Below are 26,101 nucleotides of genomic sequence, written 5' to 3'. Positions count from 1 at the left end.
GATCTGGAGATACGCGCAAGTTGTCGCCAGCGAAAAGCAAAACAAGTTTTGCAAAACGCTTTGTGGCGATCCTGCTCGGATCGATCTCCTCTTTACGATGTCAGAAATCACGCAGGCAGATGTCTTGGTGAAGACCTTCTGCATGCGAAACGATGTTTCGCGGACGATTGTTTGATGCACATGTCGCATCGGCACCCCAGCCTCTGGTGGAGGCAGACGGGATCGAACCGACGACCTCATGCTTGCAAAGCACGCGCTCTCCCAGCTGAGCTATGCCCCCGTTCCAGAAGACGAATGCTCGAAGCCGAATGAAGAGACGCATGACGCAATCAAAGTGGTGGGCCTGGGAAGACTTGAACTTCCGACCTCACGCTTATCAAGCGCGCGCTCTAACCAACTGAGCTACAAGCCCTAACGACGAGAGGCTCAAGCTGGCGCGACAAGTCGCTTTCAGCGCCGCCCCTGGCGCGTGTTCGTCCGCGAAGAAAGAGAAACGAAGACGGCGGTGTCCCGCCAATGCAGCTCAGCGATTGATCCAATCACTGGCCACTGATGTTTCTAAAACGAACCGATAGTTGCCGAAGCAAACTGAAGGCTCATCCTTAGAAAGGAGGTGATCCAGCCGCAGGTTCCCCTACGGCTACCTTGTTACGACTTCACCCCAGTCGCTGACCCTACCGTGGCCGGCTGCCTCCATTGCTGGTTAGCGCACCGTCTTCAGGTAAAACCAACTCCCATGGTGTGACGGGCGGTGTGTACAAGGCCCGGGAACGTATTCACCGTGGCATGCTGATCCACGATTACTAGCGATTCCAACTTCATGGGCTCGAGTTGCAGAGCCCAATCCGAACTGAGACGGCTTTTTGAGATTTGCGAAGGGTTGCCCCTTAGCGTCCCATTGTCACCGCCATTGTAGCACGTGTGTAGCCCAGCCCGTAAGGGCCATGAGGACTTGACGTCATCCCCACCTTCCTCGCGGCTTATCACCGGCAGTCTCCTTAGAGTGCTCAACTAAATGGTAGCAACTAAGGACGGGGGTTGCGCTCGTTGCGGGACTTAACCCAACATCTCACGACACGAGCTGACGACAGCCATGCAGCACCTGTGCTCCATGCTCCGAAGAGAAGGTCACATCTCTGCGACCGGTCATGGACATGTCAAGGGCTGGTAAGGTTCTGCGCGTTGCGTCGAATTAAACCACATGCTCCACCGCTTGTGCGGGCCCCCGTCAATTCCTTTGAGTTTTAATCTTGCGACCGTACTCCCCAGGCGGAATGCTTAAAGCGTTAGCTGCGCCACTGAAAAGTAAACTTTCCAACGGCTGGCATTCATCGTTTACGGCGTGGACTACCAGGGTATCTAATCCTGTTTGCTCCCCACGCTTTCGTGCCTCAGCGTCAGTATCGGGCCAGTGAGCCGCCTTCGCCACTGGTGTTCTTGCGAATATCTACGAATTTCACCTCTACACTCGCAGTTCCACTCACCTCTCCCGAACTCAAGATCTTCAGTATCAAAGGCAGTTCTGGAGTTGAGCTCCAGGATTTCACCCCTGACTTAAAGACCCGCCTACGCACCCTTTACGCCCAGTGATTCCGAGCAACGCTAGCCCCCTTCGTATTACCGCGGCTGCTGGCACGAAGTTAGCCGGGGCTTATTCTTGCGGTACCGTCATTATCTTCCCGCACAAAAGAGCTTTACAACCCTAGGGCCTTCATCACTCACGCGGCATGGCTGGATCAGGCTTGCGCCCATTGTCCAATATTCCCCACTGCTGCCTCCCGTAGGAGTTTGGGCCGTGTCTCAGTCCCAATGTGGCTGATCATCCTCTCAGACCAGCTACTGATCGTCGCCTTGGTGAGCCGTTACCTCACCAACTAGCTAATCAGACGCGGGCCGATCTTTCGGCGATAAATCTTTCCCCGTAAGGGCTTATCCGGTATTAGCACAAGTTTCCCTGTGTTGTTCCGAACCAAAAGGTACGTTCCCACGCGTTACTCACCCGTCTGCCACTGACGTATTGCTACGCCCGTTCGACTTGCATGTGTTAAGCCTGCCGCCAGCGTTCGCTCTGAGCCAGGATCAAACTCTCAAGTTGGACTTGAAACTTTAAACCGGCTGATCACAACGTTTGACGAGGTCCCACCATTGTTAGCCGAAACTAACTTGCTGTCTGCGATTCACATCGCTGACAACGATGGTGTAACCTTTGAAACGTGTACCGCCGAAGTCTTTCGTCCGGCCCCAACCCTCGAAAGCCGAAGCTTTCTAACGATCGAGGCCCGCAAGGACTCCGCCGTCCACGTTTCTCTTTCTTCATCTTTACTTGTCAAACAGCCCGAAACCCGAGGGTTTCACTCGCCCGTGGCCGGGCGAAAATTTCTAGCGTCTCCACTTAAGGAGACCTCGCAACCTATCCGACGCCGAATGACAACCGACAACTATCGGCTGTTTGTTCACTCGCCTAGGAGAGGAGCTTGACAGGCGCGGAAGCTTGCCTGGGCTGTGGGCCCCGGCGCCGCCGCGCTCAGTGGTCGGGTTATAGGCCCTGCCCTCTGAGCTTGTCAACGCCCATGTCAAAAAATCGTCGCAACGCACCCAAGAAAATCGAATCGCTGAGAAGTCCTGATTTATCAGGGCTTCGCGCCGTACTTGAGCCACATTCCTGCGACGTCCTGCACATGAAATATGCCTCGGCCGGGCAAATACCAGTATAGTTCGGCCCGTCCGGTTCAAAGATTCGGCGATGACTTTGGCGATGACTTGGGATCGTCGCCTGACTTGGGATGAAAAAACACCAACGAGTTGCACGGCATTGACGTCAGGCCCGCTTCGCCAGCACCTTGGCGCGTGACGAAAACGACAATGACGGCAACATAACCAGACGCTATTGGCTCGAAGCTGCCCCGCCCGGGGCACGGGCCGCGCGACAGGCGAACTGGAAGCTCGTTGGGCGGCGACTTCGACGTGCTGCGACTTCGACGTGCTGCGACTTGGACTTGCCACGACTTGGACTTGCTACGACTTGGACTTGCTACGAGAAGACTTGCGGGGGGAAGGCAGTTTTGAACCACGGGACGTCACGCGGGGGCAATTACGGGCGTGCCGGGATCATTGATCTCGGTCACGAGCCACCGCTGTCGGTTGATGGTTCGGAAGCCGCGGTCATCGACCGCCGCCGCGTCTCGGTGCAGTGGTTTAGCGGCACGATTCTCACCGGTCTGTGCGGCGCGGCTTTGATCGGCGGCGCCGTTTTCGCGTCGCTCGACGGCGAAATGACCTTCGCCAAGGTCCCTGAGCGCGTCGAAGGGGCGCTGCGCGGAGCATTCGGTGCCAACGACAAGGGCGCCGTCGCACGCAAAAGCGACCGCCTTCCGCCTCCCAGTGATTCGGCCGCCGCACGCCAGGTGATTCGCGTCTCGACAGTCGCGCGCGCCGGTGCCCGCGACGTGATGCGGGTGCGGCCGTTCGTCCGCATCGCCGGCAACCTGTCGCTGACCACCAGCGACCTTTCCGCCAAGGTTCCAGCCTTTAACGCCCAGCGCATGCTGACCGATGTCGGCACCGCTTCGCCCGCCGACGGCGACGATTCGCAAAATCCCAACGCTGCCGAGCCGGACGCCGAAGTCTCGTTTGTGACGCGAGACCTCGCCTCGGTGCTGCCCCGCGCCAAGATCGCGGCCAGTGTCGCGATCGACGAGGTGCTGCTGCGGGTGCGCGACGCTTCGAACTGGCGCGGCAACAGCGCCGTTAAGTACGCCTCGACCATGCCGACCGATCTCAAGATGGCCTACGCCGCGGAAGGCACGCCGGATCCCTATGCCGGCTTCGAGACCCGCGTGGTGCCGGAAAACGTCACGCTGCTGCCGAAGACCAAGGACCAGGTCACAGGCGGCAATCCCTCCAGCGAAAAAATCCACATCGTCAAAAAGGGCGACACCGTCCAGTCGATCCTGCGCGACCTCGGCGCGAGCCCCGGCGAAGCCCTCGCCATCGCCAACAATCTCGGCGCGCGCGGCCGCGACGGTGGCCTGAGGGAAGGCCAGAAGCTGCGCATCATGATGGCGGGCACCGGTCCCGGACTTCAGCGCCAGCAGCCGGTTCGGGTGATCGTCGCCAACGACACCACTATCGAAGCCGTCGCCGCACTTTCGGATCTCGGCAAATACGTCGCCGTCGATCCCCAGAGCTTCAATACCGTCACCGAGACAGCGAACGCCAACGACGATGACGACGATGATGACGGCACCGGCGTTCGGCTCTATCAGAGCATCTATGAGACCGCGCTGCGCAACAAGGTTCCGGCGACCGTCATCGAGGACATGATCCGCATCTACTCCTATGACGTCGATTTCCAGCGCAAGGTTCAGGCCGGAGACTCGTTTGAGGTGTTCTTCGCCGGCGAGGATGAGACCCCGGTCAACAACGAAAAGACCGAAGTGCTTTACGCCTCCCTCACCGTCGGCGGCGAAACCAAGAAATACTACCGCTTCCAGGCGCCCGACGATTCCATCGTCGACTACTATGACGAGACCGGAAAGAGCGCGAAGAAATTCCTGGTCCGCAAACCCGTCAGCAACGCGATCATGCGCTCCGGCTTCGGCGGCCGCCGTCACCCGATCCTCGGCTACACCAAGATGCACACCGGCGTGGACTGGGCCGCGCCCTACGGCACGCCGATCTTCGCATCCGGCAACGGCACCATCGAGAAAGCCGGCTGGGAAGGCGGTTACGGCAAGTACATTCGCGTCAAGCACCCCAACGGATATGAAACGGCCTACGGCCACATGACCGCCTTCGCCAAGGGCATGGAGCCCGGCAAGCGCGTGCGTCAGGGCCAGGTGATCGGCTTCGTCGGCTCGACCGGCCTTTCGACCGGCGCCCACGTCCACTACGAAATTCTGGTCAACGGCCGCTTCGTCGATCCGATGCGCATCAAATTGCCGCGCGGCCGCTCACTCGAAGGCCCGATGCTGGCCAGCTTCGAGACCGAACGCGATCGGCTCGATGGCCTGATCAATAATCGCCCCGGCGGCAATCGTCCGCAGCCGCAGGCCGCCAAGGGCCAGAAGACGGCGCAAGCCAGCGACCGCTAAATTTCACGACAACATTTCGCGTTTAAAACATCGCACGCCGTTTGCATCGCGCGTGCGTTGCAATGTCGGTTTTCGTTGCCAAGCAAAGCGACGCGACAAATACTCCCCGCATAAAACTTAAAAAACACCGGGAGGCCATTGCCATGATCCATCGTTTCGTCACATCCGCGACCATCGCCGCCGTGTTCACGCTCGGCGCGACCACCTTGGCTTTCCCGCAAACGTATGAAGTGACGAAGCTGGTGCCGGGCTCGGCCTTCCACGGCGTGCATGGGCTAGGCATCGACAAGAGCGGCCGCCTGTTCGCAGGCAGCGTCGCGGGCGCCGCGCTCTACGAGGTCGACCGCAACACAGGCACAGCGAAGATTTCAATCTCCACCGCCGACGGCGGCATGGCCGACGACATTGCCTTCGCGCCCGACGGCACGATGGCATGGACCGGCTTCCTGACCGGCGATCTCTATGCACGCAAGGGCGATGGCCCGATCCGGAAACTCGCCTCCGGCCTGCCGGGAATCAATTCGCTGGCGTTCCGCAAGGACGGCCGGCTTTACGCCACGCAGGTTTTCCTCGGCGACGCGCTTTACGAAATCGACGTCGAGGGCGCGAAGCCGCCGCGCAAGATCATGGAGAAGATGGGCGGCCTGAACGGCTTCGAGTTCGGCCCCGACGGCCTGCTTTACGGGCCGCTCTGGTTCAAGGGCCAGATCGTGAAGGTGGATGTCGACAAGGGCGATCTTGCTGTCGTGGCCGAAGGCTTCAAGGTGCCCGCAGCCGTGAACTTCGACTCCAAGGGCAATCTCTGGGTGGTGGACACCGCACTCGGCCAGCTTGTGAAGGTCGATCCGAAAACCGGCGCGAAGAAAGTCGCGGCCCAGCTCAAACCCGCGCTCGACAACCTCGCGATCGACGGCAACGACCGCATCTTCGTGTCAAATATGGCCGATAACGGCATTCAGGAGGTCGATCCCGAAACCGGCACCGCGAAGCAGGTCATCATCGGGCAGCTCTCGCTGCCCGGCGGCATCGGCGTCGTCAGCGACGGCGGCAAGGACACGGTCTACGTCGCCGACGTCTTTGCCTATCGCACCGTGGACGGCGGTACCGGCAAGGTCAGCGAGCCCGCGCGCATGCATGCCGACGGCGTGACGCTGGAATATCCGATGAGCGCGACGGCGAAGGGCGATTTTGTCCTGCTGTCGAGCTGGTTCACCGGCACGGTGCAGTTGATCGACCGCAAGACCGGAAAGACCGTCGAGATGCTGCATGACTTCAAGGCACCGCACGACGCTGTGCGCCTCGGCGACGGCAGCATTCTGGTCAACGAACTCGGCACCAAATCGCTGGTCCGCGCCAGCGGCGAACACGGCAAGGACCGCAAGATCGTGGCGGGCGATCTGGCCGGTCCTGTCGGCCTCGTCGCGGCGAATGACACCACGGCTTATCTCACCGAGGCCTTCGCCGGGCTGGTGTCGAAGGTCGATCTTGCGAGCGGTGCGAAGAGCGTTGTCGCAAAGGATCTGAAAGGCCCGGAAGGAATCGCACTGGCGCCTGACGGCAAGCTGATCGTCGCGGAAGTCGGCGCCAGGCGCGTGATTTCCATCGATCCGCAGACCGGCACTGTCACCGAACTCGCCGGCAATCTGCCGATCGGCCTCGCAGGAGCAGCGGGAACATTGCCCACGAACATTCCAACCGGCGTCGGTGTTGGCGCATCGGGAACGATCTACGTCTCGTCCGACATCGAGAACGCGATTTACGCGCTGAAGAAGAAATAGCTTCGGAAACGACTGTTCACTACCCCTCCCCTCTCCCCTTGTGGGAGAGGGTGGCGAAATCGAGCGAAGCGAGACTGAGCCGGGTGAGGGGTAGGTCTCTTGTGCAAAGAGACCCCTCACCCGCTTCGCGGCTGCGCCGCTCAGCACCCTCTCCCACAAGGGGAGAGGGGAAAGTGCTCAGTTCAGCTTGCTCTTGTCAGTTCAGCTTGCTCTTCGGCACCGGCGGCGCCTCGGCATCGATCTTCGCGAACTGGCCGTTGAAGGTCAGGCCGGCATCCTTCGCCGAGACCGCGACGTTTTCACCGTCATGGACACGGCCGGACAGGATCATTTCCGCCAGCGGGTCCTGCAACGCGCGCTGGATCGCACGCTTGAGAGGACGCGCTCCGTAAGCCGGATCCCATCCCTTCGCCGCGAGCCAATCGCGCGCCTTGTCATCCAGCGTCAGCGTGATCTTGCGATCCGCCAGCAGCTTCAGGAGCCGCCGCATCTGGATATCGACGATGCGGCCCATCTCGCTCCGTTGCAGCCGGTGGAACAGAATGATCTCGTCAACACGGTTGAGGAATTCCGGACGGAAGCTCGCCCGCACGATAGCCATGACCTGATCGCGCACCGCGCTCGTGTCCTCGCCTTCTGCCTGCCCCACCAGGAACTCCGAACCAAGATTCGAGGTCATGATGATCAGCGTGTTGCGGAAATCGACGGTGCGGCCCTGACCATCGGTCAGGCGGCCATCGTCGAGCACCTGCAACAATACGTTGAACACGTCGGGATGCGCCTTCTCGATCTCGTCGAACAGCACCACCTGGTACGGCCTGCGCCGCACCGCTTCGGTCAGCGCGCCGCCCTCGTCATAGCCGACATAGCCCGGAGGCGCGCCGATCAGCCGCGCGACCGAATGCTTCTCCATGTATTCGGACATGTCCATGCGCACGAGCGCCGTCTCGTCGTCGAACAGATATTCGGCGAGCGCCTTGGTCAGTTCGGTCTTGCCGACGCCGGTGGGGCCGAGGAACATGAACGAGCCGATCGGACGGTTGGGATCCTGCAATCCGGCGCGCGAACGCCGCACCGCAGTGGACACCGCGCCAACGGCTTCCGCCTGACCGATCACACGCTCGGCAAGCTGCAACTCCATCTTGAGCAGCTTCTCGCGTTCGCCTTCCAGCATCTTGTCGACCGGAATGCCGGTCCAGCGCGACACGACCTGCGCGACATGGCTGGCCGTCACCGCTTCCTCGAGCACGAGGTTGCCGGCCTTCTCGCTGTCTTCCAGAGCCTTCAGCCGCTTTTCGAGATCGGGAATCCGGCCATAGGCCAGCTCGCCCGCCTTCTGGAATTCGCCGCGCCGCTGCGCGTCGGCGAGTTCCTGGCGCGCCTGCTCCAGTTCGCTCTTGACCTTCTGGGCATTGGACAGCTTGTCTCGCTCCGACTGCCACTTCGCGGTCAGCGCAGCACCTTTCTCCTCAAGATCGGCCAGTTCTTTTTCCAGCCGCTGCAAGCGATCCTTGGAGGCCGAATCCGTTTCCTTCTTCAACGCCTCCTGCTCGATCTTCAGCCGCACGATCTCGCGGTCGATATTATCGAGTTCTTCCGGCTTGGAATCGATCTGCATCTTCAGCCGCGCCGCGGCCTCGTCGATCAGGTCGATCGCCTTGTCGGGAAGAAAACGGTCGGTGATGTAGCGGTTCGACAGCGTCGCGGCGGATACGATCGCGGAATCCGTGATGCGGACACCGTGATGCAGCTCATACTTCTCTTTCAGGCCGCGCAGGATCGACACCGCGTCCTCGACGGTGGGCTCAGAGACGAACACCGGCTGGAAGCGGCGGGCGAGCGCAGCGTCCTTCTCAACATGCTTGCGGTACTCATCGAGCGTGGTCGCGCCGATACAGTGCAGCTCGCCGCGCGCCAGCGCGGGCTTCAGCAGGTTGGACGCATCCATCGCGCCATCGGCTTTTCCGGCGCCGACCAGCGTGTGCATCTCGTCGATGAACAGGATGATCTGGCCGTCGGAGCTGGTCACTTCCTGGAGCACCGCCTTCAGCCGTTCCTCGAACTCGCCGCGATATTTCGCTCCGGCAATCAGCGCGCCCATGTCGAGCGACAGCACCTTCTTGTCCTTGAGACCTTCCGGCACGTCACCGTTGATGATGCGCAGCGCGAGACCTTCGACGATGGCGGTTTTGCCGACGCCGGGCTCACCGATCAGCACCGGGTTGTTCTTGGTGCGGCGTGACAGAACCTGGATGGTGCGGCGGATTTCCTCGTCGCGGCCGATCACCGGATCGAGCTTGCCGTCGCGCGCGGCCTGGGTCAGGTCGCGGGCATATTTCTTCAGCGCGTCGTAGGCGTTTTCCGCCGACGCGCTGTCGGCGGTGCGGCCCTTGCGCAGCGCGTTGATCGCGGTGTTGAGATTCTGCGGCGTGACGCCGCCCTTGGCGAGAAGCCCGCCAGCGTCACTGTCCTTGTCGGCCGCCAGCGCCTGAAGCAGCCGCTCCACTGTGACGAAGCTGTCACCGGCTTTCTCGGCCGCCTGCTCGGCGGCGTCGAACGCGCGCGCCGTTGCCGGAGCCAGATAGACCTGCCCCGCTCCCGCGCCCGACACTTTCGGCATTTTTGCCAGCACGTCCTCGGTGGCTTTCAGGATCGCGCGCGAATTGCCGCCCGAGCGATCGATCAGACCGCCGGCCAGACCTTCGCTGTCGTCGAGAAGCACTTTGAGAACATGCAGGGGCGTGAATTGCTGGTGGCCCTCACGCATGGCCAACGTCTGTGCCGACTGGATGAATCCCTTCACACGGTCGGTATATTTTTCAATATTCATTCGGACTTCCCTCAGCCTGCCATGTCCGCCCCGAAGGCACGGATTTTAGCATCTTCAATGGGGTTCCGCCGCCGGCATTGACATTCCTCAACCCGGGGCGGCGACCGGCATTGCACCGGCCCGATCGTGATGTGGGAACTCCGGCCCGCCTGCGAAAGAGGCAGACCTAAAAATTCAGCGGACGTGGCGGGAAACGGCGAATCCGCATAGGACTATGCGATGCCAGATCATGACGCCGTCACCCTTCACAGCATCTACCGCTACCCGGTCAAAGGCCTGTCGCCGGAATCGCTCCAAAGCGCCGCCTTGCACAAGGGAGAGACGCTGCCCGCCGACCGCCGCTATGCCATCGAGAACGGTCCCATCGGCTTCGATCCCGCCGATCCGAAATACTATCCGAAAATCCGGTTCCTGATGCTGATGCGGAACGAGCGACTTGCCGGACTTCAGACCCGGTTCGACGATGCGAGCAACATTCTGACGATCAGATACAACAACACTGAAGCCGCGCGCGGCAACCTCGAAACGCCCGAAGGCCGCGCGGCCATCGAGACGTTCTTCGCGGACAATTTCGCAAGCGATCTGAGGGGGCCGCCGAAGATCCTGTCAGCTCCCGGCCACAGTTTCTCGGATGTCGCCGCCAGGGTCGTCTCGATCATCAATCTGGCCAGCGTATCGGCTATCGAGACCATCACCGGACAGCCGGTTCATCCGCTGCGCTTTCGCGGCAATCTCTATGTCCGCGGCTGGCCCGCGTGGCAGGAGTTCGATCTCCTGGGAAAAGAACTGACGATCGGCGATGCGCGGCTGAAAGTCGTCAAGCGGATCGTCCGCTGTGCCGCCGTCAATGTCGATCCGGTCACAGCCGAGCGCGACATGAACATTCCGCAGGCGCTGATGCAAATGTTCGATCACGCCGATTGCGGCGTCTATGCCGAAGTGATCACCGGCGGCACGATTGCCGCCGGCGATACAATCACAGAACTCAGCTCGACGGCATGACGTAGGCGTAGATGCGCCCGCGCGAATAGCTTGCCTCGGCGACGCGGTGGCCGTGGTTGCCCGAGATCACGATCGGATTGCCCTTGGCGTCGATGCCGCTGACGATGCCGACATGACCGCCACGGCGGCCACGCGACATCACCGCGATGGCGCCGACCTGCGGGCCGGAGATGCGCTGGCCGTAGCCCGCGAACGAACGCGCCATGTCGGAGCCGGTGCCTTTGTGGCCGGAACGCTCAAGAACCATGTTCATGAAGCGCGCGCACCAGAGGCTGGAGCGGCCTGTCGGATTTCCGCTGCCGATATAACGCCGCGCTTCGGCGACAACATTCGATCCTCCGAAGCCGCCACCGAAACCACCGAAACCCTGCGAAGCTGACGCTTCCGCAGCCGCTGCGTAACGCCCGCGCCGCGCATGATGGCGAGTGCGGTGGCCGTAATGCGTCTTGGCATGATGCTTGGAATGGTGAGCGTGAGTGTGCCGGCTTGCGCCGTGATGCGGCCTCGCCGAAGCCGGAGTTGCCAGTGCGACGATTGCCACCGAACACAGCGCCAACGCGGCGCCTCGAAGTGGCAGGCGAAGTTTACGCGATACAGTCATCCATTAGTCCTCGTGACACCCCCTGTGCCCATCGTTCGCACGCGAACGACATACCGCAGCGCAAAAAACGGGAGGATGTGACGAGAGCAAGACGCGATAAGGCACTCGCGGATTCATTTCGCGGCGATAGCGCGATCATTTCGTGGCGAGAATGCGAACATACACGGCCACATTGGAACCGCGAATGTTAATCGCGGCGCGTGAGCAGGAAGACACCCTGTTCGCCGAACATGTTCCAGAACCACCACGGCGCATTGAGCCGCAGCGGCCGGCCATAAAGATCGAGCGCGACGGCCCGCTCCATCTTGACGTTGATCTCGTTACAGAGCTGCACGAAATCCTTGATGGTGCAGAAATGGATGTTCGGCGTGTCGTACCATGTCGCCGGCAGATTATCGGTGCGCGGCATCTGGCCCTTCACCAGCAACTGGAGGCGCATTTTCCAGTGGCCGAAATTCGGAAACGACACGATGGCGCGGTGGCCGATGCGCAGCAGGTTTTCAAGCACCACGCGCGGCTGGCGTGTCGCCTGCAAGGTCTGCGACAGGATCACGTAGTCGAACGCATCGTCGGGATAATTGATCAGGTCGGTGTCGGCGTCGCCCTGCACCACCGCGAGGCCCTTGGCGACGCAGCGGTTGACGCCCTCGCGCGACAGTTCGATGCCGCGCCCGTCAACACCGCGCGTCTCCAGCAAACGAAGCAGATCGCCTTCGCCGCAGCCGACATCGAGCACCCGCGAGCCGGGCTCGACCATCTGCGCGACTAAAAGATGATCGGCGCGATAGCCGTTCTCGGTGACGGGAAGAACCGCGGTCGGCCGGAACGCCTGATCCTGAATTGTCATCTTGGCGCTCCTACCTGCTTGCCGAGGTCAGGCCGTGCGCCGACGCAGCCGATTCCAGGAATGCGCGGGAAATCTCGATGAACTCCGGCACATCCAGCAGGAACGCATCGTGGCCCCTGTCGGTCTCGATTTCCGCGAACGACACCCGCGCGCTGCCGGCATTCAGCGCATGCACGACCGCGCGCGCCTCCGATGTCGGGAACAGCCAGTCGCTGGTGAACGACACCACGCAGAAGCGCGTGCGCGTGCCGCGCCAGGCTTCCGCCAGCACGCCGTTGTGATCGGCGGCGATGTCGAAATAATCCATCGCGCGCGTCAGATAGAGATAGCTGTTGGCGTCGAAACGCTCGACAAATGACGAACCCTGATGACGCAGATAGCTCTCGACCTCGAAGTCCGCATCGAACGAGAACGTCGGCACCTCGCGATCCTGCAAGCGGCGGCCGAACTTGCGATGCAGCGCCGCGTCGGAAAGATAGGTGATGTGCGCGGCCATGCGCGCAACGCCAAGCCCGCGGTGCGGATGGGTGCCATCCTCAAAATAGCGCCCGCCGCGCCAGTCCGGATCGGCCATCACAGCCTGACGGCCGAGTTCGTGGAATGCGATGTTCTGCGCCGAATGCCGCGTGCTGCACGCCACCGCCAGCGCGGAGAACACGCGCTCCGGATAGGCCGCGGTCCATTGCAGCGCCTGCATGCCGCCCATCGAGCCGCCGACCACGGCGAACAGTTTCTCGATACCCAGATGGTCGAGCAGCATCGCCTGCGCCCGCACCATGTCGGGAATGGTGATGACGGGGAAATCCAGACCCCACAATTTGCCGGTCGCCGGATTTGTCGACGCGGGCCCGGTCGACCCCATGCAGCCGCCGATCACGTTGGCGCAGACGACATAGTAGCGATCGGTGTCGATCGGCTTGCCGGGGCCGACCAGCGTTTGCCACCAGCCGGGCTTGCCCGTGACCGGATGCACGTTCGCGACATGCTGATCCCCGGTCAGCGCATGGCAGATCAGAATGGCGTTGGAGCGATCGGCATTGAGCTGGCCATAGGCCTGATAGGCAATCTGGAACGGCGCGAGATCAATGCCGCAATCCAGCCGCAGCGGCTTGTCCACACCGAACAGCGCGACCAGCGACGACGGATGATCCGCCTCGTGCGCACGCTCGATAGACGCCTTATCACTCTTCAACGGTTTGACATTAACCATCTTGCTACTGGCCTCCTCAGCAGGTCACGAAAGACCAACATCGGAAATCAGGCCACAAAAAACCCGGCCTGAAACGAGGTTCGGCCGGGATCACTTACATCCCCGGCCTGTTTAGCGAGTTGTTTAACGTGGCTGCAAGCCGGCCGGCTCAAATGACCACGGAATGGCTAAGTTACTAATCACGAACGGCCTTTTCGTCAAGCTGCACCGCGATATCACATGCCTCTTCTGCCGCGGCTGGAGGCCGGAATTGCCAATGTTTTCTTTGCTTTCAGGCGCTCTCCTGCCTATCAATGCGGCCATCACATCCCCGCTTTCGATGAATTCCAGGCGGCCTTTGCGCCGCAATCAGCGTTCGGACCCAGGTTGAACCGATGACCAAGCAACCGCCATCACTGCAGGACCTGCGCCGCGAAATCGATTCCATCGATGAGCAGGTGCATGAGCTGCTGATGAAGCGCGGCGACATCATCGATCGCCTGATCTCGGTGAAGAAGACGCAGGAAGTCGGCTCGGCGTTCCGGCCCGCGCGCGAGGCCGACATGATGCGCCGTCTGGTGCAGCGTCATCGCGGCATCCTGCCGCTCGACACCGTCGAGAGCATCTGGCGCGTCATCATCTCGACGTTCACCTACGTGCAGGCGCCGTTCTCGGTGCATGCGGATCTATCCATCGGCGAATCCGCGATGCGGGATTCGGCGCGGTTTCATTTCGGTTTCACCGTTCCGTTCGTCGCGCATTTCAATGCCGAAGCCGCGGTCGAAGCCGTTGCCAGATCCAAGGGCGATCTCGCGCTGATCTCGGCTGTCAGCAGCCGTCTGCCATGGTGGATCGCGCTGGAGCCCGCAGCCGCGCCGAAGATCATCGCGCGATTGCCGTTCGTCGAGCGCGCCGATCATCCCGCCGCGCTGCCGGTGTTCGTGGTCTCGCGCGTCGCTGCCGACGCCATGGTCACCGAAGTCGGGATGTGGAGCGTTCGCGTCTCCGGCTGGAGCGCGGATGTGGCGCGGGCACTTTCGCCGTTCTCGGAAATCATCGCCGTCCCCGACACGGCATCCGACGGCGCGGCCTTGCTGATCTCGGTTCCGGGCCCGGATGGCTTAAAGAAAATCACCGCTGCGCTGATCGCAGCCGGAGCGTCGGTGCGTTCATCGGCTCTCGTCGGGAGCCATGCAACGCGCTATACGGTGCCGCCGACCACTGCGTCCAAATAGTCTTCTTTCGGAGTTCAAGTTGATGTCCCGTCCTGTGCCGAAGCCAGGCATTCTCGATATTGCGCCTTACACGCCGGGCAAGAGCGGCGCCGGGCTGACCGGCCGCGTCTTCAAGCTGTCCGCGAACGAGACCCCGCTCGGGCCGTCGCCGAAAGCCATTGCCGCCTACAAGGCCGCCGCCGATCATCTGGAGGATTACCCGGAAGGCACCTCGCGCGCGCTGCGCGAAACCATCGGACGCACCTATGGACTCGATCCCGACCGCATCATCTGCGGCGCGGGCTCCGATGAACTGCTGAACTATCTGGCGCACACCTATCTCGGCCCCGGCGACGAGGCGATCCACACCACCCACGGCTTTCTGGTTTACCCGATCGCGACCATGGGCAACGGCGCCATCAATGTGATCGCGCCGGAGAAGAACTACACCGCGGACGTCGACGCGATCCTCGGCGCGGTGACGCCGCGCACCAAGATGGTGTGGCTCGCCAATCCGAACAACCCGACCGGCACCTATGTTCCGTTCGACGAGGTCAAGCGGCTGCGCGCCGGATTGCCGCCGCATGTGCTGCTGGTCATCGATGCGGCCTATTCGGAATACGTTTCGAAAAACGATTACGAGGCCGGAATTGAAATGGTCGCGACCACCGACAACACGGTGATGACGCGCACCTTCTCGAAGATTCACGGCCTCGCATCGCTGCGTGTCGGCTGGATGTATGGCCCCGCCAACATTATCGATGCGGTGAACCGCATTCGCGGCCCGTTCAACGTCTCGACGCCCGCGTCGGACGCGGCGATCGCATCGCTGGAAGACGCCGAGCACCAGAACAGGTCCCGCGCGCACAACGACACGTGGCGCACCTGGCTGACCGATGAAATCGGCAAGCTCGGGCTTGAGGTGACGCCGAGCGTCGCGAACTTCGTCCTGATCCATTTTCCGCAAACGAAGGGCAAGACCGCTGACGATGCAGACGCGTTCCTGACCAGGCGCGGCCTGATCCTGCGCGCGCTGAAAAACTACAAACTGCCGCATGCGCTGCGCATGACCGTCGGTACCGAGGAAGCCAACCGTCTCGTGGTCGCGGCGCTTGCCGAATTCATGGGGCAGAAATGAGCGTCGCGCCTATGTTCGGGCGGATCGCGCTGATTGGCTTCGGCCTGATCGGCGGCTCGATCGCGCGTGCGGCGCGCGCCCAGGGGCTTGCAGGCGAGATCGTGGCAACGGCGCGCTCGCCCGCGACCCGCGCGCGCGTGCAGGACCTCGGCATCGTCGATCGCGTGGTGGAGACGAACGCGGAGGCCGTTAAGGACGCTGATCTCGTTATATTGTCTATCCCGGTCGGCGCCTGCGGGCCGGTCGCAAAAGAGATTGCGCCGCATCTCAAGCCCGGCGCGATCGTCTCCGATGTCGGCTCCGTCAAGGGCATGGTGCTGCGGGACATGTCCGCGCATCTGCCGAAGACCGTGCATTTCATTCCGGCGCATCCGGTGGCGGGCACTGAACATTCCGGCCCCGATTCAGGCTTCGCCGAACTGTTCATCAATCGCTGGTGCATCCTGACGCCGCCGCCGGACGCCGATCCGGCCGCTGTCGAGAAGCTCGCGGTTTTCTGGCGCGCGCTCGGCGCCAATGTCGAGACCATGGCCGCCGATCATCATGACCTCGTGCTCGCCGTCACCAGCCACCTGCCGCATCTGATCGCCTACACCATCGTCGGCACCGCCGACGAACTGGAAGATGTGACGCAGGCGGAAGTGTTGAAATTCTCGGCGGGCGGTTTCCGCGACTTCACCCGCATCGCCGCATCCGATCCCACCATGTGGCGCGACGTGTTTCTCGCCAACAAGGATGCCGTGCTGGAAATGCTCGGCGCGTTTCAGGAAGATCTCTCGAAGCTGACCCGCGCGATCCGCCGCGGCGACGGCGAGGCGCTGTTCGATCACTTCACGCGCACGCGAGCGATCCGCCGCGGCATCGTCAATCTCGGCCAGGAAACCGCCGATCCGGATTTCGGCCGCAAGCACGCGAACCTGCCGAAGCCGGCGGAAAAGTAATTTACCCCCACCCCGGCGCTATAGCGCGTCGAAGACGCGCGTAAACGCGCTTATGGCGCCGACCCTCCCCACAAGGGGGAGGGATAAAAGCATCGTTGACCAACCGCGCGCGCTATCCCTCCCCTCGATGGGGAGGGTGCGTAGGCGGCCTCTGGCCGCCGTTCTTAGAATAGAACGCCGATGCTTTGCATCGGCTATGCCAAAGGTCAGCCGGGTGGGGTGATGGCCGATAAACAACCTCCAAGATGGCGTTTTGACTTGCCTAAAACAGCGGTGCTGTCTGCGCGATCCGCAAAGGGCCGATGGAAATCACGCCCTCGGTGAATTTCAGCGGAAACGCCCGCGCCGGCTTGCCTTCGAGGGTCGAGGCCTGACCGAGCATGTTGATGCCGGCGACCACGCCGGCATTGGCGTTCTTGCGCGCGACATTGCCGAGGCCCGGAATCATCCGGTCGAGCGCGCCGATCACCTTGTTGACGTCCTGCGCGCTGATGCCGGGCGCGATGCGATCGACAGATGATTGCGGCACACCCTCCATCAGGAGCTTGTCGATGCCAAGCTGCGAGACGACCCGCTCGAGCCCGGCGACCGTCATGGTCAGTTCGCCGTCGAGATAACCTGTCGGTGTCAGCGCGAGCGAGCCTGCGGCGACCGCGATGGTCTCGCCCTGCTGCACGCGCGACTGGGTGAAGTCGAGGCGGCCGCCGGCGGCCTGAATTTCACGAAAACGCTCCGGCCAGGGTTTCGGCGCGAAGTCCTTCAGGCCGCGCAGCAGCGCGCGGATGTCCGCGTCGAACGGCTCGGCGAGAATCGGATGCAATCCTTGCAGGCTTCCCGCCGTCACCTGAAACGCGGTTTCCACCACCGGGTTGTTGGACAATGAGCCTTCCAGCAGGCGCGTGTGCAGTTCGAGATGCTTGGCGCGCAACAAAGGTGTCTGCACTGAAGCGTTCATGCGATCGAGCGCCGGATCGTCGAACACCAGCGAGACGCGCTGCGGCGTAGGCAGACCGGAGGCGCTGGCGCGGCCGGTGGTCCAGCCAGCGACAAAGGACGGCGCCTCGCCTCGGCTTGCGACGGTGGCAGGTCCGGTGAATTCGGCGATGATCTTCGCCGGATCGTAAACCTGCGCGACGACCAGAATATCCTTCAGCCGTGCGGTGAGCTGGGTCTGGTCGGCGGTTTGCGACGTCAGCGTCACCACCGGACTTTCGCAGCGAACCTCCATGCGGAACGGAAATCCCGCGACGGAGCGGTTGGCGCACTCGTAGGCGCGGCCGGACTTCGCCTCGCGCGTGCGCCATTCATCGAATTTCTCGTCGACATGAGACGCGGCATAGAACCAGAACCCGCTCCACGCCGCGGCTGCGACAAGGACAAGAACCGGCATTACGAAAACGGGCCAGAGACGGCGGCGAGGTGCGATGGGAGATGTCGGCATGGCAGGAGCTAGAACACCGGAATCAGGCAATTGAAAGATGCACCTTTCGCGCAAATCGCCTTGAAGTCCATAAGCTTGAGGCTCCTCAGGTTGCGCGCACGATGGTGGACTGGTAGGCGTGATCCATCAGGTGACGTCGCCATGGCTGCAAAAATCCTTTCAGAATCCGAGTTTCCCGAGGGCGACCTGTGGGTGTTCGGCTATGGATCGCTGATCTGGAAGCCGGGCTTCGCCTTCCTTGAGCAGAAGCCGGCGCGGCTGATCGGCGAGCACCGTTCGCTCTGTATCTACTCGATGGTCCATCGCGGCACGCCGGAAAAGCCGGGCCTGGTGCTCGGCCTCGATCGCGGAGGCGCCTGTCAGGGCGTCGCGTTCCGGGTGGCCGCGGCCGACAGAAAATCAACCGTCTCTTATCTGCGCGAGCGCGAGCAGGTCACCGGCGTCTATCGCGAGGTCATTCGTTCCGTCTGGCTTCAGGGCGATGCCCGCCAGAGGGTCAGCGCGCTCGCCTATGTCGCCGACCGCAGCCACGATCAATATGCCGGACGGCTGACCATGGACGAGCAGCTAAAACTGGTGCGGCAAGGTCACGGCGCCTATGGGCCGAATGACGAATATGTCATCGCGACGGTGACCGCGCTGGAAGCGCAGGGCGTTCGCGACGCGCCGCTGCATCGTCTCGCGGCGATGCTCCACGGCGAAGGCGCCCTGCATCGCCACACCTGATCGATACCTTCAGGATCGGACGGACGCGGCGACCGGCGCGGAAAACCCGATCAAGCGGACCTGCTCCTCGCGCCCCGCCTTCACCAGCCGATCGGTCGCCTCTTCGATCGCGGCTTGCAGGCGCGCGGTGAAGTCGTGCCGTTTGAGACCCGGCGGAATTGGATCAAGAAACTCGATCACGAGCGTGCCGGGGTAACGCAGGAAGGTCCGGCGCGGCCAGAACAATCCGGAATTGAGCGCGACGGGAATGCAGGGCACACCGGCCTCGCCATAAATCAAACTGACGCCGTTCTTGTAGTCCGGCTGTGCGCCGACGGCGCGCCGCGTTCCCTCGGGAAAAATCAGAAGCTGGCGGCCGCGCCGGATTTCCTGGGCGGCGCGCCTGGTGATGTCGATCAATGTGCGTCCGCCGGCTTTGCGATTGACGCCGATCATACCGGCCTTGCTGAGATACCAGCCGAACAACGGAAGCCAGAGCAGCTCGCGTTTCAGGATATAAAGCGGCTGATCGAAGAATTGCAGCAGCGCGAAGGTTTCCCAGGCCGACTGATGTTTCGATGCGGCGATCAGCGGGCCTTTCGGGATCTTATCGAGGCCGCGATACTCCACCTTCGTGTTGCAGATGATCCGCATCCACCAGATGCTCGTCTTGCCCCAGTTGGTTGCGATCCAGACGATACCCCAGCGCGGCATCGCATAGGTCGGAAGGCCGAGCAGCACCCAGAAGACAAGGTTCAGATAGAAAACGATATTGTAGAGCAGCGAACGCAAAAAAACCGAAACCATCGACAAACCCGCCCAGAGTGCAAATATCAGAAGCTGACAGCTAGTTAGCAGACACGGTGTGCGGCTTTGAGGGTGACGGATTCAGCGCACCGGCCTCCGGCATGCCGCCCTGCCCCACGCCGCCGAAAGCGACCCGCGTCTGCGCAAAAAGATACTTGGCGTATTCCGATAGCAGGAGCCGCAAGGCAGCGCCACTCGTCCACCACGGCTCTTCGCGCCATTTGTCGCCGACCACGGCAAACGGAACCAGTTCGATGTCCGGCATGGCGTGGGACAGTTCGACGATCGCGCGCGGCATATGATAGTTCGATGTCACCACGATCAGGGAGCGAAAACCGCGCTCAACCGCCCAGCGCCGCGTCTCCGTCGCATTGCTGCGGGTATTGACCGCTGACCGGTCCAGATCGACGCAGCAGGTGAGCAGACGCTGGCTGTCGGGCAGCGTGCGCTGGATGTCGCTGTAGCCGTTGGTCGGATGCACCCCGGAGATCAGCAGCCGGCGGCCGTATCCCACCGACAGCAATTCCAGCGCGTCGGAGACCCGCGACGAACCGCCGGTGAGGACCACGATGCCGTCGGCATTGCGCGACGGCTTTTCTTCGGCGGGCGGCACCCGCGACAGGAAATCGACGAAGCCCAGCCCGATAAAAAGAAGGATTCCGGCAACAGCAAGCATCACAACACGATGGCGCAAGCGCCCGTGCGTCGGCGTGGCATCGCGGTGGTGTGTGGTCTCGGGCAATCTCAACTCGCTCAGGCGCAGATCACGTTGTTGCGCAGGTTCCAGTCTATCTCAAAATCCGGCGTGGCTGTGGCCTCAAACCCCGCCAACACCATGTTTTGACGGGCTGTCAGCCAGTGCCGTCCCCCGCCTGAAAACACAATCAATCGATCTCTTCAAGGGTCGCAAACAGCGTCCGCCGCGAGGCCCATGCCGTGACCGCGGCGATCATCAGGGTCTGGGCAGCCAGCACCAGATAACCCGAGGCCGGCAGCGCGAACGTCCCCAGCAGCGCCGCGAACTGATCGCCCACCGGCGTCCCCGAGAACCAGCTTGCGATGGATTCCGAGAAGCCAAATGTCAGCATCGCCGCCAATCCGCCGATCAGACCGCCCTCGAGACCGAGCCGCAGAAAATGGCGCAGGAAACGGTTGGCGATATAGCGATCCTGCGCACCGACGAAATGCAGCACCTCGACGATCGGCCGGTTGGCCGCCATCGCACCTCGTGTGGCGAACGACACCGAGATCACGGTCGCCACAATTACAAGAACAAGAATCCCGGTGCCGGCCAGAACAATCGCGCCCGTCATCGATCGCATACGCTCGATCCAGGCGCGATGATCGTCGATGGTGGCGGACGGCGCCGCCTGGGCGACACTGCGGCGCAAGACCGCAAGGTCCGGCACCGAACCCGGCGCCACACGCACGACGATCACGCGCGGAACGGGAAGATCGTCAAGCGACAGTCCGGTGCCCAGCCAAGGCTCCAGAAGCCGCGCCGACTCAGCCTTGCTGAACGGCCGCACTTCCAGAATTCCGGGCTGCGCCCGTGCCGCCTCCGTGACGCTGCGGACGTCGCGCTCGATGTCGCGGCCCGGTGAGGGCCGCAACTGGATGGTGAGCTCGCTGGATACGTCGGACTGCCACTCGGCCGCCGATGCGCGCACCAGCAGCACCGCTCCGGTCGTCATCGATGCGAGATACGTCATGATGGCGACGACCGCGATCAACGCGCGCCCGGAGATCGAACCGCGCGGAACGATCGGCGACAGGTTGCGCGCATGCGCCGCGACTTCCGACGTGCTGTCGCCCAGATCCATCACGGGTTTGCGGTCGTCAATCATAGATGTGCAGCCGCGATTCATGCAGCACCATGCGCCGCGCCTCGTACTGATCCATCAATGCGATGTCGTGGGTGGCGATGATGACAGCGGTACCGGACTTGTTCAATTGAATGAAGAGACTGAGCAGCCGCCGCGCCAGCGAGGGATCGACGTTGCCGGTCGGCTCATCCGCCAGCAGCAGCTGCGGCCGGGCGATCACCGCGCGCGCAATCGCCGCGCGCTGCTTCTCGCCGCCCGACAGGATCGGCGGCAGCGCATCCATCCGCTTGCCGAGACCCACCCAGTTGAGCAGATCGATGACTTCCTTGCGGTAGCTGGATTCGCTGCGGCCCATGACGCGGAACGGCAGCGCGACGTTTTCATAAGTCGTCATGTGATCGAGCAGCCGGAAGTCCTGCAACACGATGCCAATGCGCGAACGCAGTTCGGCGCGCGCATCCTTGTCGAGCAGCGAGACATCCTTGTCGAACAGATTGACCAGACCCCGCGTCGGCCGCAGCGACAGGAACAGCATGCGCAGCAGCGAGGTCTTGCCGGCACCGGACGGCCCGGTGAGAAACTGGAACGAGCGGGCGGGGATCTGGAAGGTCAGGTCGCGCAGAACCTCCGGGCCAAGCCCGTAGCGCAAACCGACATTTTCGAACCGGACCAATCTCAGCTCCGTTCGACAAGACCGATGGAGATACCGTCCCGGGCGCCCCGTCCGGCCGGCAGCCGCAGGGGCGGATGCCATAAAACGCTTTTGCGGCCGTTATGGTTTCCGATTCGTTAACGGACGCCAGATAGGTTCTGGTGGTCCGATTCTGGCGCGTTGATTCTGGCGATTCCATGCATATCGTTTGCCCCCATTGTACGACATCCTACGCGGTCGATCCGGCCAATTTCAGCGCGGCGGGGCGCCGTGTGCGGTGCGCCCGCTGCCAGGAAGTCTGGCTCGCCGTGCCGCAGGAACTGGCCTCGGCCATGTCCGGATACGAGGTGGAAGAAGTCCCTCCCCATGATGATTTTGAAGCGCGGGACGGCGGATCGGGCGATTGGCGCAACAATGATATGCCGCATGTCGAAAGCCCGTCCATTTCCAGCGAGTGGTCCGAGCCTCCGGCTTCTCAACAAGCAACTGACCAGAACTGGACTGCATTGGCCCAGCAGGAGGCCATGACCGAGACAGGCCCGGCCAAATCCTCCCGGATCAGGAAAATCGGCTCATCCGTCGCACCGTTCCTGAAATCCGCGAACTGGGCGAAAGCCCTCCCCGGCGTCCTGACCCTGCCGACGGCCTGCATGGCGCTCGGCGCGGTGGTGTTCGCCCTGCTTGCCTGGCGCGCCGATGTGGTGCGCGCGATGCCGCAAACCGCTGCGTTCTTCAAGATGATCGGCATGGGTGTGAACCTGCGCGGTCTCGCCTTCGAGGATCTCAAGATCAGCACCGAGACGGTGAACAACAAGACGGTGCTGCTGATCGAAGGAGCACTCGTCGATATCGCACGCAAGTCGGTGGAGATTCCGCGGCTGCGGTTCATCGTGCGCGACGCCAATGGCGCGGACATCTATGCGTGGAATGCCGTGCTGGAGCAGCCCGTGCTCAATCCCGGCGAGCGCGCCTGGTTCAAGACACGGCTGGCGTCGCCGCCGGCCGAAGGCCGTGAAATAGCCGTGAGATTCTTCCACAAGCGGGATATCGCGACCGGAGGAACCTGAATGCCCCGTGTTTTGATCGCCGACGACGAGGAGTCGATGCGCCTGCTGGTGGCGCGTGCGATCGCCATGGACGGCCATGAAATCGTCACCGCCGAGGACGGCGCCGAGGCACTGGAGATCCTGAACCGTGACGAGGGTGCGTTCGATCTTCTGCTCACTGATATCAAGATGCCGGTGATGGACGGCATCGCGCTGGCGCTGGCCGCCGCGCGCGACTTTCCGCGCCTGACGATTCTCCTGATGACCGGCTTCGCGGACCAGCGTGAGCGGGCGTCCGGGCTGGAAGCGATTATCCACGACGTCATCACCAAGCCGTTCGCGGTGGCGGACATCCGCACCGCGGTCGCTGACGCATTGGCGTCGCGCGACGACTAGGTCACTCCGCCAGTTGCGAGACGGTGTTGCGCGGACCAAGCGTCAGCCGCGTCAGGATGAAAGCCGCGACCGCGCAGACGGCAATCGTGGTCACCATCGGCAGCGCCGTTCCATCGAAGAATGCGCTGGCAACGACGATCATCACCGCGCCCGTGATCATCTGCAACGTCCCGCCCAATGCCGACGCCATGCCGGCGATGGGGCCGTGATCTTCCAGCGACAGCACCATGGTCGAGGGAATCACGAGCCCCAGCCAGGCATTGGCGATGAACAGCATCACAACCAGCACAGCGAGGCTGTCGACACCGGCAGCGGTCACCGCAAACAGGGCAACCGTTGCCACCGCGAAGCAGGTCACGGCGACCGACACCACGCGCGTGATGCCGAAGCGCGAAGCCAGATATGCGCTGAACTGGGAGGCGCCGATGAAGCCGATGGCATTCACCGAGAACGTCAGGCCGTACTGGGTCGGCGTCAGCCCGAAGTGGCCGATGTAGATGAACGACGAACTGGCGAGGAAGGCGAAAAAACTCGCCATCCCGAAACCGCCGATGAAGGTCAGTCCAAGGAAATGCCAGTCGCGGAACAGTTCGCCAAAACCGCCCAGTACGCTGCGCACGCTGACCTCGACCCGCTCTTCTGGCAGCCGGGTTTCAGGAAGCACGAAAGCGACCAGCAGGAACGACAGGATGGACGCGATGGTCACGGCGGCGAACACCGCGCGCCAGCCGAACGGCACGATCAGGCCGCTGCCGACCAGCGGAGCCAGGATCGGCGAGACGCTGAACACCAGCATGACCAGCGACATCAACCGCGTCGCATCGACGCCGGTGTGGAGATCGCGGATCACGGCACGCGGTATCACCATCACCGCCGCCGCGCCGAGGCCCTGCACGAAGCGGAAGAAGATCAGCCACGCGATGCTCGGCGCAAGGCCGCAGCCGATGCTGCCGAGCGCAAAAACCACGATCCCGAAGTAAAGCGGCGGCTTGCGGCCCACCATGTCCGAGACCGGTCCATAGACGATCTGGCAAACCCCGAACGCCACGAAGAACGCCATCAGCGTCATCTGGGTGGCCGCTGTGGACGCCTGGAGATCCGATGCGATTGCCGGGAGCGCAGGCAGATACATATCGATGGCGAAAGGCCCGATCGCGGACAGCAGACCCAGAACGATCGCGTTTTTGGCAAAGCTGGAAGACGTAGAGCTGGAAGACATGGCGTGACATATCCTGAATATTCTTGTCGATTGTGTGAGCAGACGCGCGATCAGGTCACGCGGCTGGCATGCGAAGTTGTTGTGGCGGTCCGCGAAAAATGGTCAATGCCATGGAGAGCGCTGATGGCGTCAATCAAGAAACGGGACCGGACATGACCAAGGAACAACGGAAGGTGGCGCTGGTGACGGGCGCGGCGCGCGGCATCGGACTTGCCGCGGCGAAACGATTTCTGGCGGAAGGCTGGCAGGTCGTGCTGCTCGATATCGAAAAAGACCTGCTCGCCCAGACCTTCAAGGCGCTCGCCGCACCCGATACCACACTGGCGATCCATTGCGACGTATCGGATGCCGACGCGGTCGCCGCTGCATTCAGGCAGGCCGTCCAGCACTTCGGACGGCTCGATGCGCTGGTCAACAATGCCGGCATCGCCATCTTCAAGCCGCTGCTGGAAACGACGCAGGCCGACTGGGACCGCGTGCTGGCGGTGAACCTCACAGGACCGTTTCTCTGCACGCAGGCGGCAGCGCCGCTGATGCGGGAGACCGGCGGCGGCGCGATCGTGAACATCACCTCGATCTCGGCGCTTCGCGCCTCGACGCTGCGCACCGCTTACGGCACGAGCAAGGCCGGCCTGGCGCATCTCACCAAGCAATTCGCGGTGGAGCTTGCCACGCTCGGCATCCGCGTCAACGCTGTGGCGCCAGGCCCGGTCGATACCGCGATGGCGAAAGCGGTTCACACACCCGCCATCCGTGCCGACTATCACGACACCATTCCGCTCAACCGCTATGGCCTTGAGGAAGAACTCGCGGAGGCGATCTTCTTCCTGTGCAGCGACCGCGCCAGCTACATCACCGGACAGATGCTGTGCGTCGACGGCGGATTCGAAGCCACGGGCATTGGTCTCCCGACGCTGCGCGGCGAAGGCCGTAACGGCTGAGAACAGGTCACGTCCCCTATTCCGGGCGTTGAGCCGCTTATGCGGCCGCATCCCCCATGTGCATCGCTCCGCGGCTGGCTGTTCGCCGCGGACGGCCAGCCTCGATCCGGGATTGCCCCATGCCATCGGTAATATCCACGACCTGCTTCTGATACTCGGCAAACATCGCGGTCGAGATCCAGTCTTCGTAGTGATCCTCGGTGTCAAACACGCTGATGAGCAGAGCCGAGTTTCCATCGATGTCGCGATAGACCCGGCCACCGTGAAAGCCGGGAACGCGATCCGCGAATCGATTCCGCGCCGCCTCCAGCAGGTCCGCCAGTTCGTCGATCTTTCCCGGCTTTGGCGTGAAACTGTTGATGAGCACGAACGGCCGCGGCGGGCTGTCCTGCGATTGAACCCGATCCTGATACTTCGCTTCTGGCATGTTTCCAT

At 62.4% G+C, this 26,101-nt stretch carries 21 protein-coding genes, 2 tRNA genes, 1 rRNA gene and 1 riboswitch; of the genes, 10 read left to right on the top strand and 14 right to left on the bottom strand.

The annotated features are described in order from the left end of the window. Positions 1-204: 204 nt before the first annotated feature. The 3 genes from AC1Q6J_RS15585 to AC1Q6J_RS15575 form a co-directional block, all read right to left on the bottom strand. Positions 205-280, bottom strand: a tRNA-Ala gene (locus tag AC1Q6J_RS15585). Between the two features lie 55 nt (positions 281-335). After that, positions 336-412, bottom strand: a tRNA-Ile gene (locus AC1Q6J_RS15580). Positions 413-606: 194 nt separating this feature from the next. Continuing rightward, positions 607-2,095: ribosomal RNA gene (locus AC1Q6J_RS15575) — 16S ribosomal RNA — on the bottom strand. 967 nt (positions 2,096-3,062) lie between these two features. Between AC1Q6J_RS15575 and AC1Q6J_RS15570 the strand changes: the two genes are divergently transcribed. Together AC1Q6J_RS15570 and AC1Q6J_RS15565 are read left to right on the top strand one after the other, a co-directional pair. Beyond that, positions 3,063-5,093 carry a peptidoglycan DD-metalloendopeptidase family protein gene (locus AC1Q6J_RS15570; RefSeq protein ID WP_492280121.1) on the top strand — a complete coding sequence of 677 codons (2,031 nt, stop codon included), beginning with the start codon at positions 3,063-3,065 and terminating at the stop codon, positions 5,091-5,093. Between the two features lie 143 nt (positions 5,094-5,236). After that, positions 5,237-6,871 carry a Vgb family protein gene (locus AC1Q6J_RS15565; protein WP_492280120.1) on the top strand — a complete coding sequence of 545 codons (1,635 nt, stop codon included), beginning with the start codon at positions 5,237-5,239 and terminating at the stop codon, positions 6,869-6,871. 196 nt (positions 6,872-7,067) lie between these two features. Here AC1Q6J_RS15565 and clpB read toward each other — a convergent pair whose 3' ends face one another. After that, positions 7,068-9,701, bottom strand: a complete 2,634-nt coding sequence (clpB, locus tag AC1Q6J_RS15560) for an ATP-dependent chaperone ClpB (protein ID WP_492280119.1) — start codon at positions 9,699-9,701, stop codon at positions 7,068-7,070. Positions 9,702-9,920: 219 nt separating this feature from the next. Between clpB and AC1Q6J_RS15555 the strand changes: the two genes are divergently transcribed. Further along, entirely contained in the window at positions 9,921-10,703 is a 783-nt protein-coding gene (locus tag AC1Q6J_RS15555) for an MOSC domain-containing protein (protein ID WP_492280118.1), read from the top strand. On the opposite strand, the gene AC1Q6J_RS15550 is transcribed toward AC1Q6J_RS15555, so the two are convergent. The 3 genes from AC1Q6J_RS15550 to metX all read right to left on the bottom strand — a co-directional run bounded on the left by AC1Q6J_RS15550 (position 10,687) and on the right by metX (position 13,361). Further along, positions 10,687-11,304: a TIGR02594 family protein gene (locus AC1Q6J_RS15550; protein ID WP_492280117.1), complete on the bottom strand. Its 618-nt coding sequence runs from the start codon at positions 11,302-11,304 to the stop codon at positions 10,687-10,689. The two genes, AC1Q6J_RS15555 and AC1Q6J_RS15550, sit on opposite strands and share 17 nt — an antisense overlap. Positions 11,305-11,491: 187 nt before the next feature. Continuing rightward, entirely contained in the window at positions 11,492-12,151 is a 660-nt protein-coding gene (metW, locus tag AC1Q6J_RS15545) for a methionine biosynthesis protein MetW (RefSeq protein ID WP_492280116.1), read from the bottom strand. Between the two features lie 10 nt (positions 12,152-12,161). Beyond that, positions 12,162-13,361 carry a homoserine O-acetyltransferase MetX gene (gene metX, locus AC1Q6J_RS15540; protein WP_492280115.1) on the bottom strand — a complete coding sequence of 400 codons (1,200 nt, stop codon included), beginning with the start codon at positions 13,359-13,361 and terminating at the stop codon, positions 12,162-12,164. Positions 13,362-13,451: 90 nt separating this feature from the next. Then, a riboswitch (SAM riboswitch) is annotated at positions 13,452-13,531 on the bottom strand. Positions 13,532-13,735: 204 nt separating this feature from the next. Here metX and AC1Q6J_RS15535 point away from each other — a divergent pair. The 3 genes from AC1Q6J_RS15535 to AC1Q6J_RS15525 are packed head-to-tail and all read left to right on the top strand — an operon-like array spanning position 13,736 to position 16,633. Continuing rightward, on the top strand, positions 13,736-14,575 hold the full coding sequence (locus AC1Q6J_RS15535) for a chorismate mutase (RefSeq protein ID WP_492280114.1): 840 nt from the start codon (positions 13,736-13,738) through the stop codon (positions 14,573-14,575). Between the two features lie 22 nt (positions 14,576-14,597). After that, on the top strand, positions 14,598-15,692 hold the full coding sequence (hisC, locus tag AC1Q6J_RS15530; RefSeq protein WP_492280113.1) for a histidinol-phosphate transaminase: 1,095 nt from the start codon (positions 14,598-14,600) through the stop codon (positions 15,690-15,692). Beyond that, on the top strand, positions 15,689-16,633 hold the full coding sequence (locus AC1Q6J_RS15525) for a prephenate/arogenate dehydrogenase family protein (RefSeq protein ID WP_492280112.1): 945 nt from the start codon (positions 15,689-15,691) through the stop codon (positions 16,631-16,633). The genes hisC and AC1Q6J_RS15525 overlap by 4 nt, the downstream gene beginning before the upstream one ends. A gap of 262 nt (positions 16,634-16,895) precedes the next feature. On the opposite strand, the gene AC1Q6J_RS15520 is transcribed toward AC1Q6J_RS15525, so the two are convergent. Continuing rightward, positions 16,896-18,023, bottom strand: coding sequence for a DUF2125 domain-containing protein (locus AC1Q6J_RS15520; RefSeq protein WP_492280111.1), 1,128 nt, complete (start codon positions 18,021-18,023; stop codon positions 16,896-16,898). 192 nt (positions 18,024-18,215) lie between these two features. Between AC1Q6J_RS15520 and AC1Q6J_RS15515 the strand changes: the two genes are divergently transcribed. Beyond that, on the top strand, positions 18,216-18,800 hold the full coding sequence (locus tag AC1Q6J_RS15515; RefSeq protein ID WP_492280110.1) for a gamma-glutamylcyclotransferase: 585 nt from the start codon (positions 18,216-18,218) through the stop codon (positions 18,798-18,800). Between the two features lie 9 nt (positions 18,801-18,809). Here the strand turns inward: AC1Q6J_RS15515 and AC1Q6J_RS15510 are convergent, their stop codons facing one another. The 4 genes from AC1Q6J_RS15510 to AC1Q6J_RS15495 all read right to left on the bottom strand — a co-directional run bounded on the left by AC1Q6J_RS15510 (position 18,810) and on the right by AC1Q6J_RS15495 (position 22,085). Continuing rightward, complete coding sequence (locus AC1Q6J_RS15510; protein ID WP_492280109.1) at positions 18,810-19,586, bottom strand: lysophospholipid acyltransferase family protein; 777 nt, start codon at positions 19,584-19,586, stop codon at positions 18,810-18,812. A 40-nt stretch (positions 19,587-19,626) separates the two neighbouring features. Continuing rightward, positions 19,627-20,262: a YdcF family protein gene (locus AC1Q6J_RS15505; RefSeq protein WP_492280159.1), complete on the bottom strand. Its 636-nt coding sequence runs from the start codon at positions 20,260-20,262 to the stop codon at positions 19,627-19,629. A gap of 208 nt (positions 20,263-20,470) precedes the next feature. Continuing rightward, complete coding sequence (locus AC1Q6J_RS15500) at positions 20,471-21,433, bottom strand: cell division protein FtsX (RefSeq protein WP_492280108.1); 963 nt, start codon at positions 21,431-21,433, stop codon at positions 20,471-20,473. Further along, positions 21,426-22,085 (bottom strand): cell division ATP-binding protein FtsE, encoded by a 660-nt coding sequence (locus AC1Q6J_RS15495; RefSeq protein WP_492280107.1) that lies wholly within the window; start codon positions 22,083-22,085, stop codon positions 21,426-21,428. The genes AC1Q6J_RS15500 and AC1Q6J_RS15495 overlap by 8 nt, the downstream gene beginning before the upstream one ends. A gap of 176 nt (positions 22,086-22,261) precedes the next feature. Between AC1Q6J_RS15495 and AC1Q6J_RS15490 the strand changes: the two genes are divergently transcribed. After that, positions 22,262-23,131, top strand: a complete 870-nt coding sequence (locus AC1Q6J_RS15490) for an MJ0042-type zinc finger domain-containing protein (protein WP_492280106.1) — start codon at positions 22,262-22,264, stop codon at positions 23,129-23,131. Then, complete coding sequence (locus AC1Q6J_RS15485) at positions 23,132-23,506, top strand: response regulator (RefSeq protein WP_492280105.1); 375 nt, start codon at positions 23,132-23,134, stop codon at positions 23,504-23,506. A gap of 1 nt (position 23,507) precedes the next feature. On the opposite strand, the gene AC1Q6J_RS15480 is transcribed toward AC1Q6J_RS15485, so the two are convergent. Next, entirely contained in the window at positions 23,508-24,725 is a 1,218-nt protein-coding gene (locus AC1Q6J_RS15480) for a multidrug effflux MFS transporter (protein WP_492280104.1), read from the bottom strand. Positions 24,726-24,877: 152 nt separating this feature from the next. Here AC1Q6J_RS15480 and AC1Q6J_RS15475 point away from each other — a divergent pair, with 152 nt between their 5' ends. Further along, positions 24,878-25,666: an SDR family NAD(P)-dependent oxidoreductase gene (locus AC1Q6J_RS15475; RefSeq protein ID WP_492280103.1), complete on the top strand. Its 789-nt coding sequence runs from the start codon at positions 24,878-24,880 to the stop codon at positions 25,664-25,666. 37 nt (positions 25,667-25,703) lie between these two features. Here the strand turns inward: AC1Q6J_RS15475 and AC1Q6J_RS15470 are convergent, their stop codons facing one another. Next, entirely contained in the window at positions 25,704-26,093 is a 390-nt protein-coding gene (locus AC1Q6J_RS15470; protein ID WP_492280102.1) for an antibiotic biosynthesis monooxygenase family protein, read from the bottom strand. Positions 26,094-26,101: the final 8 nt, after the last annotated feature.

The sequence above is a fragment of the Afipia sp. MLSD5-FHT05B12 genome (assembly GCF_058793355.1).
This window is presented reverse-complemented; position numbering and strand designations above follow the sequence as displayed.

What these genes read in the sequence shown, in the direction of transcription:
- AC1Q6J_RS15480 (WP_492280104.1), bottom strand. Translation starts at nt 24,725, where the DNA reads ATGTCTTCCAGCTCTACGTCTTCCAGCTTTGCCAAAAACGCGATCGTT.
- AC1Q6J_RS15535 (WP_492280114.1), top strand. Translation starts at nt 13,736, where the DNA reads ATGACCAAGCAACCGCCATCACTGCAGGACCTGCGCCGCGAAATCGAT.
- AC1Q6J_RS15565 (WP_492280120.1), top strand. Translation starts at nt 5,237, where the DNA reads ATGATCCATCGTTTCGTCACATCCGCGACCATCGCCGCCGTGTTCACG.
- hisC (WP_492280113.1), top strand. Translation starts at nt 14,598, where the DNA reads ATGTCCCGTCCTGTGCCGAAGCCAGGCATTCTCGATATTGCGCCTTAC.
- AC1Q6J_RS15505 (WP_492280159.1), bottom strand. Translation starts at nt 20,262, where the DNA reads ATGCTTGCTGTTGCCGGAATCCTTCTTTTTATCGGGCTGGGCTTCGTC.
- clpB (WP_492280119.1), bottom strand. Translation starts at nt 9,701, where the DNA reads ATGAATATTGAAAAATATACCGACCGTGTGAAGGGATTCATCCAGTCG.
- AC1Q6J_RS15525 (WP_492280112.1), top strand. Translation starts at nt 15,689, where the DNA reads ATGAGCGTCGCGCCTATGTTCGGGCGGATCGCGCTGATTGGCTTCGGC.
- metX (WP_492280115.1), bottom strand. Translation starts at nt 13,361, where the DNA reads ATGGTTAATGTCAAACCGTTGAAGAGTGATAAGGCGTCTATCGAGCGT.
- AC1Q6J_RS15510 (WP_492280109.1), bottom strand. Translation starts at nt 19,586, where the DNA reads ATGGTTTCGGTTTTTTTGCGTTCGCTGCTCTACAATATCGTTTTCTAT.
- AC1Q6J_RS15470 (WP_492280102.1), bottom strand. Translation starts at nt 26,093, where the DNA reads ATGCCAGAAGCGAAGTATCAGGATCGGGTTCAATCGCAGGACAGCCCG.
- metW (WP_492280116.1), bottom strand. Translation starts at nt 12,151, where the DNA reads ATGACAATTCAGGATCAGGCGTTCCGGCCGACCGCGGTTCTTCCCGTC.
- AC1Q6J_RS15555 (WP_492280118.1), top strand. Translation starts at nt 9,921, where the DNA reads ATGCCAGATCATGACGCCGTCACCCTTCACAGCATCTACCGCTACCCG.
- AC1Q6J_RS15490 (WP_492280106.1), top strand. Translation starts at nt 22,262, where the DNA reads ATGCATATCGTTTGCCCCCATTGTACGACATCCTACGCGGTCGATCCG.
- AC1Q6J_RS15520 (WP_492280111.1), bottom strand. Translation starts at nt 18,023, where the DNA reads ATGCCGGTTCTTGTCCTTGTCGCAGCCGCGGCGTGGAGCGGGTTCTGG.
- AC1Q6J_RS15515 (WP_492280110.1), top strand. Translation starts at nt 18,216, where the DNA reads ATGGCTGCAAAAATCCTTTCAGAATCCGAGTTTCCCGAGGGCGACCTG.
- AC1Q6J_RS15550 (WP_492280117.1), bottom strand. Translation starts at nt 11,304, where the DNA reads ATGACTGTATCGCGTAAACTTCGCCTGCCACTTCGAGGCGCCGCGTTG.
- AC1Q6J_RS15485 (WP_492280105.1), top strand. Translation starts at nt 23,132, where the DNA reads ATGCCCCGTGTTTTGATCGCCGACGACGAGGAGTCGATGCGCCTGCTG.
- AC1Q6J_RS15500 (WP_492280108.1), bottom strand. Translation starts at nt 21,433, where the DNA reads ATGATTGACGACCGCAAACCCGTGATGGATCTGGGCGACAGCACGTCG.
- AC1Q6J_RS15475 (WP_492280103.1), top strand. Translation starts at nt 24,878, where the DNA reads ATGACCAAGGAACAACGGAAGGTGGCGCTGGTGACGGGCGCGGCGCGC.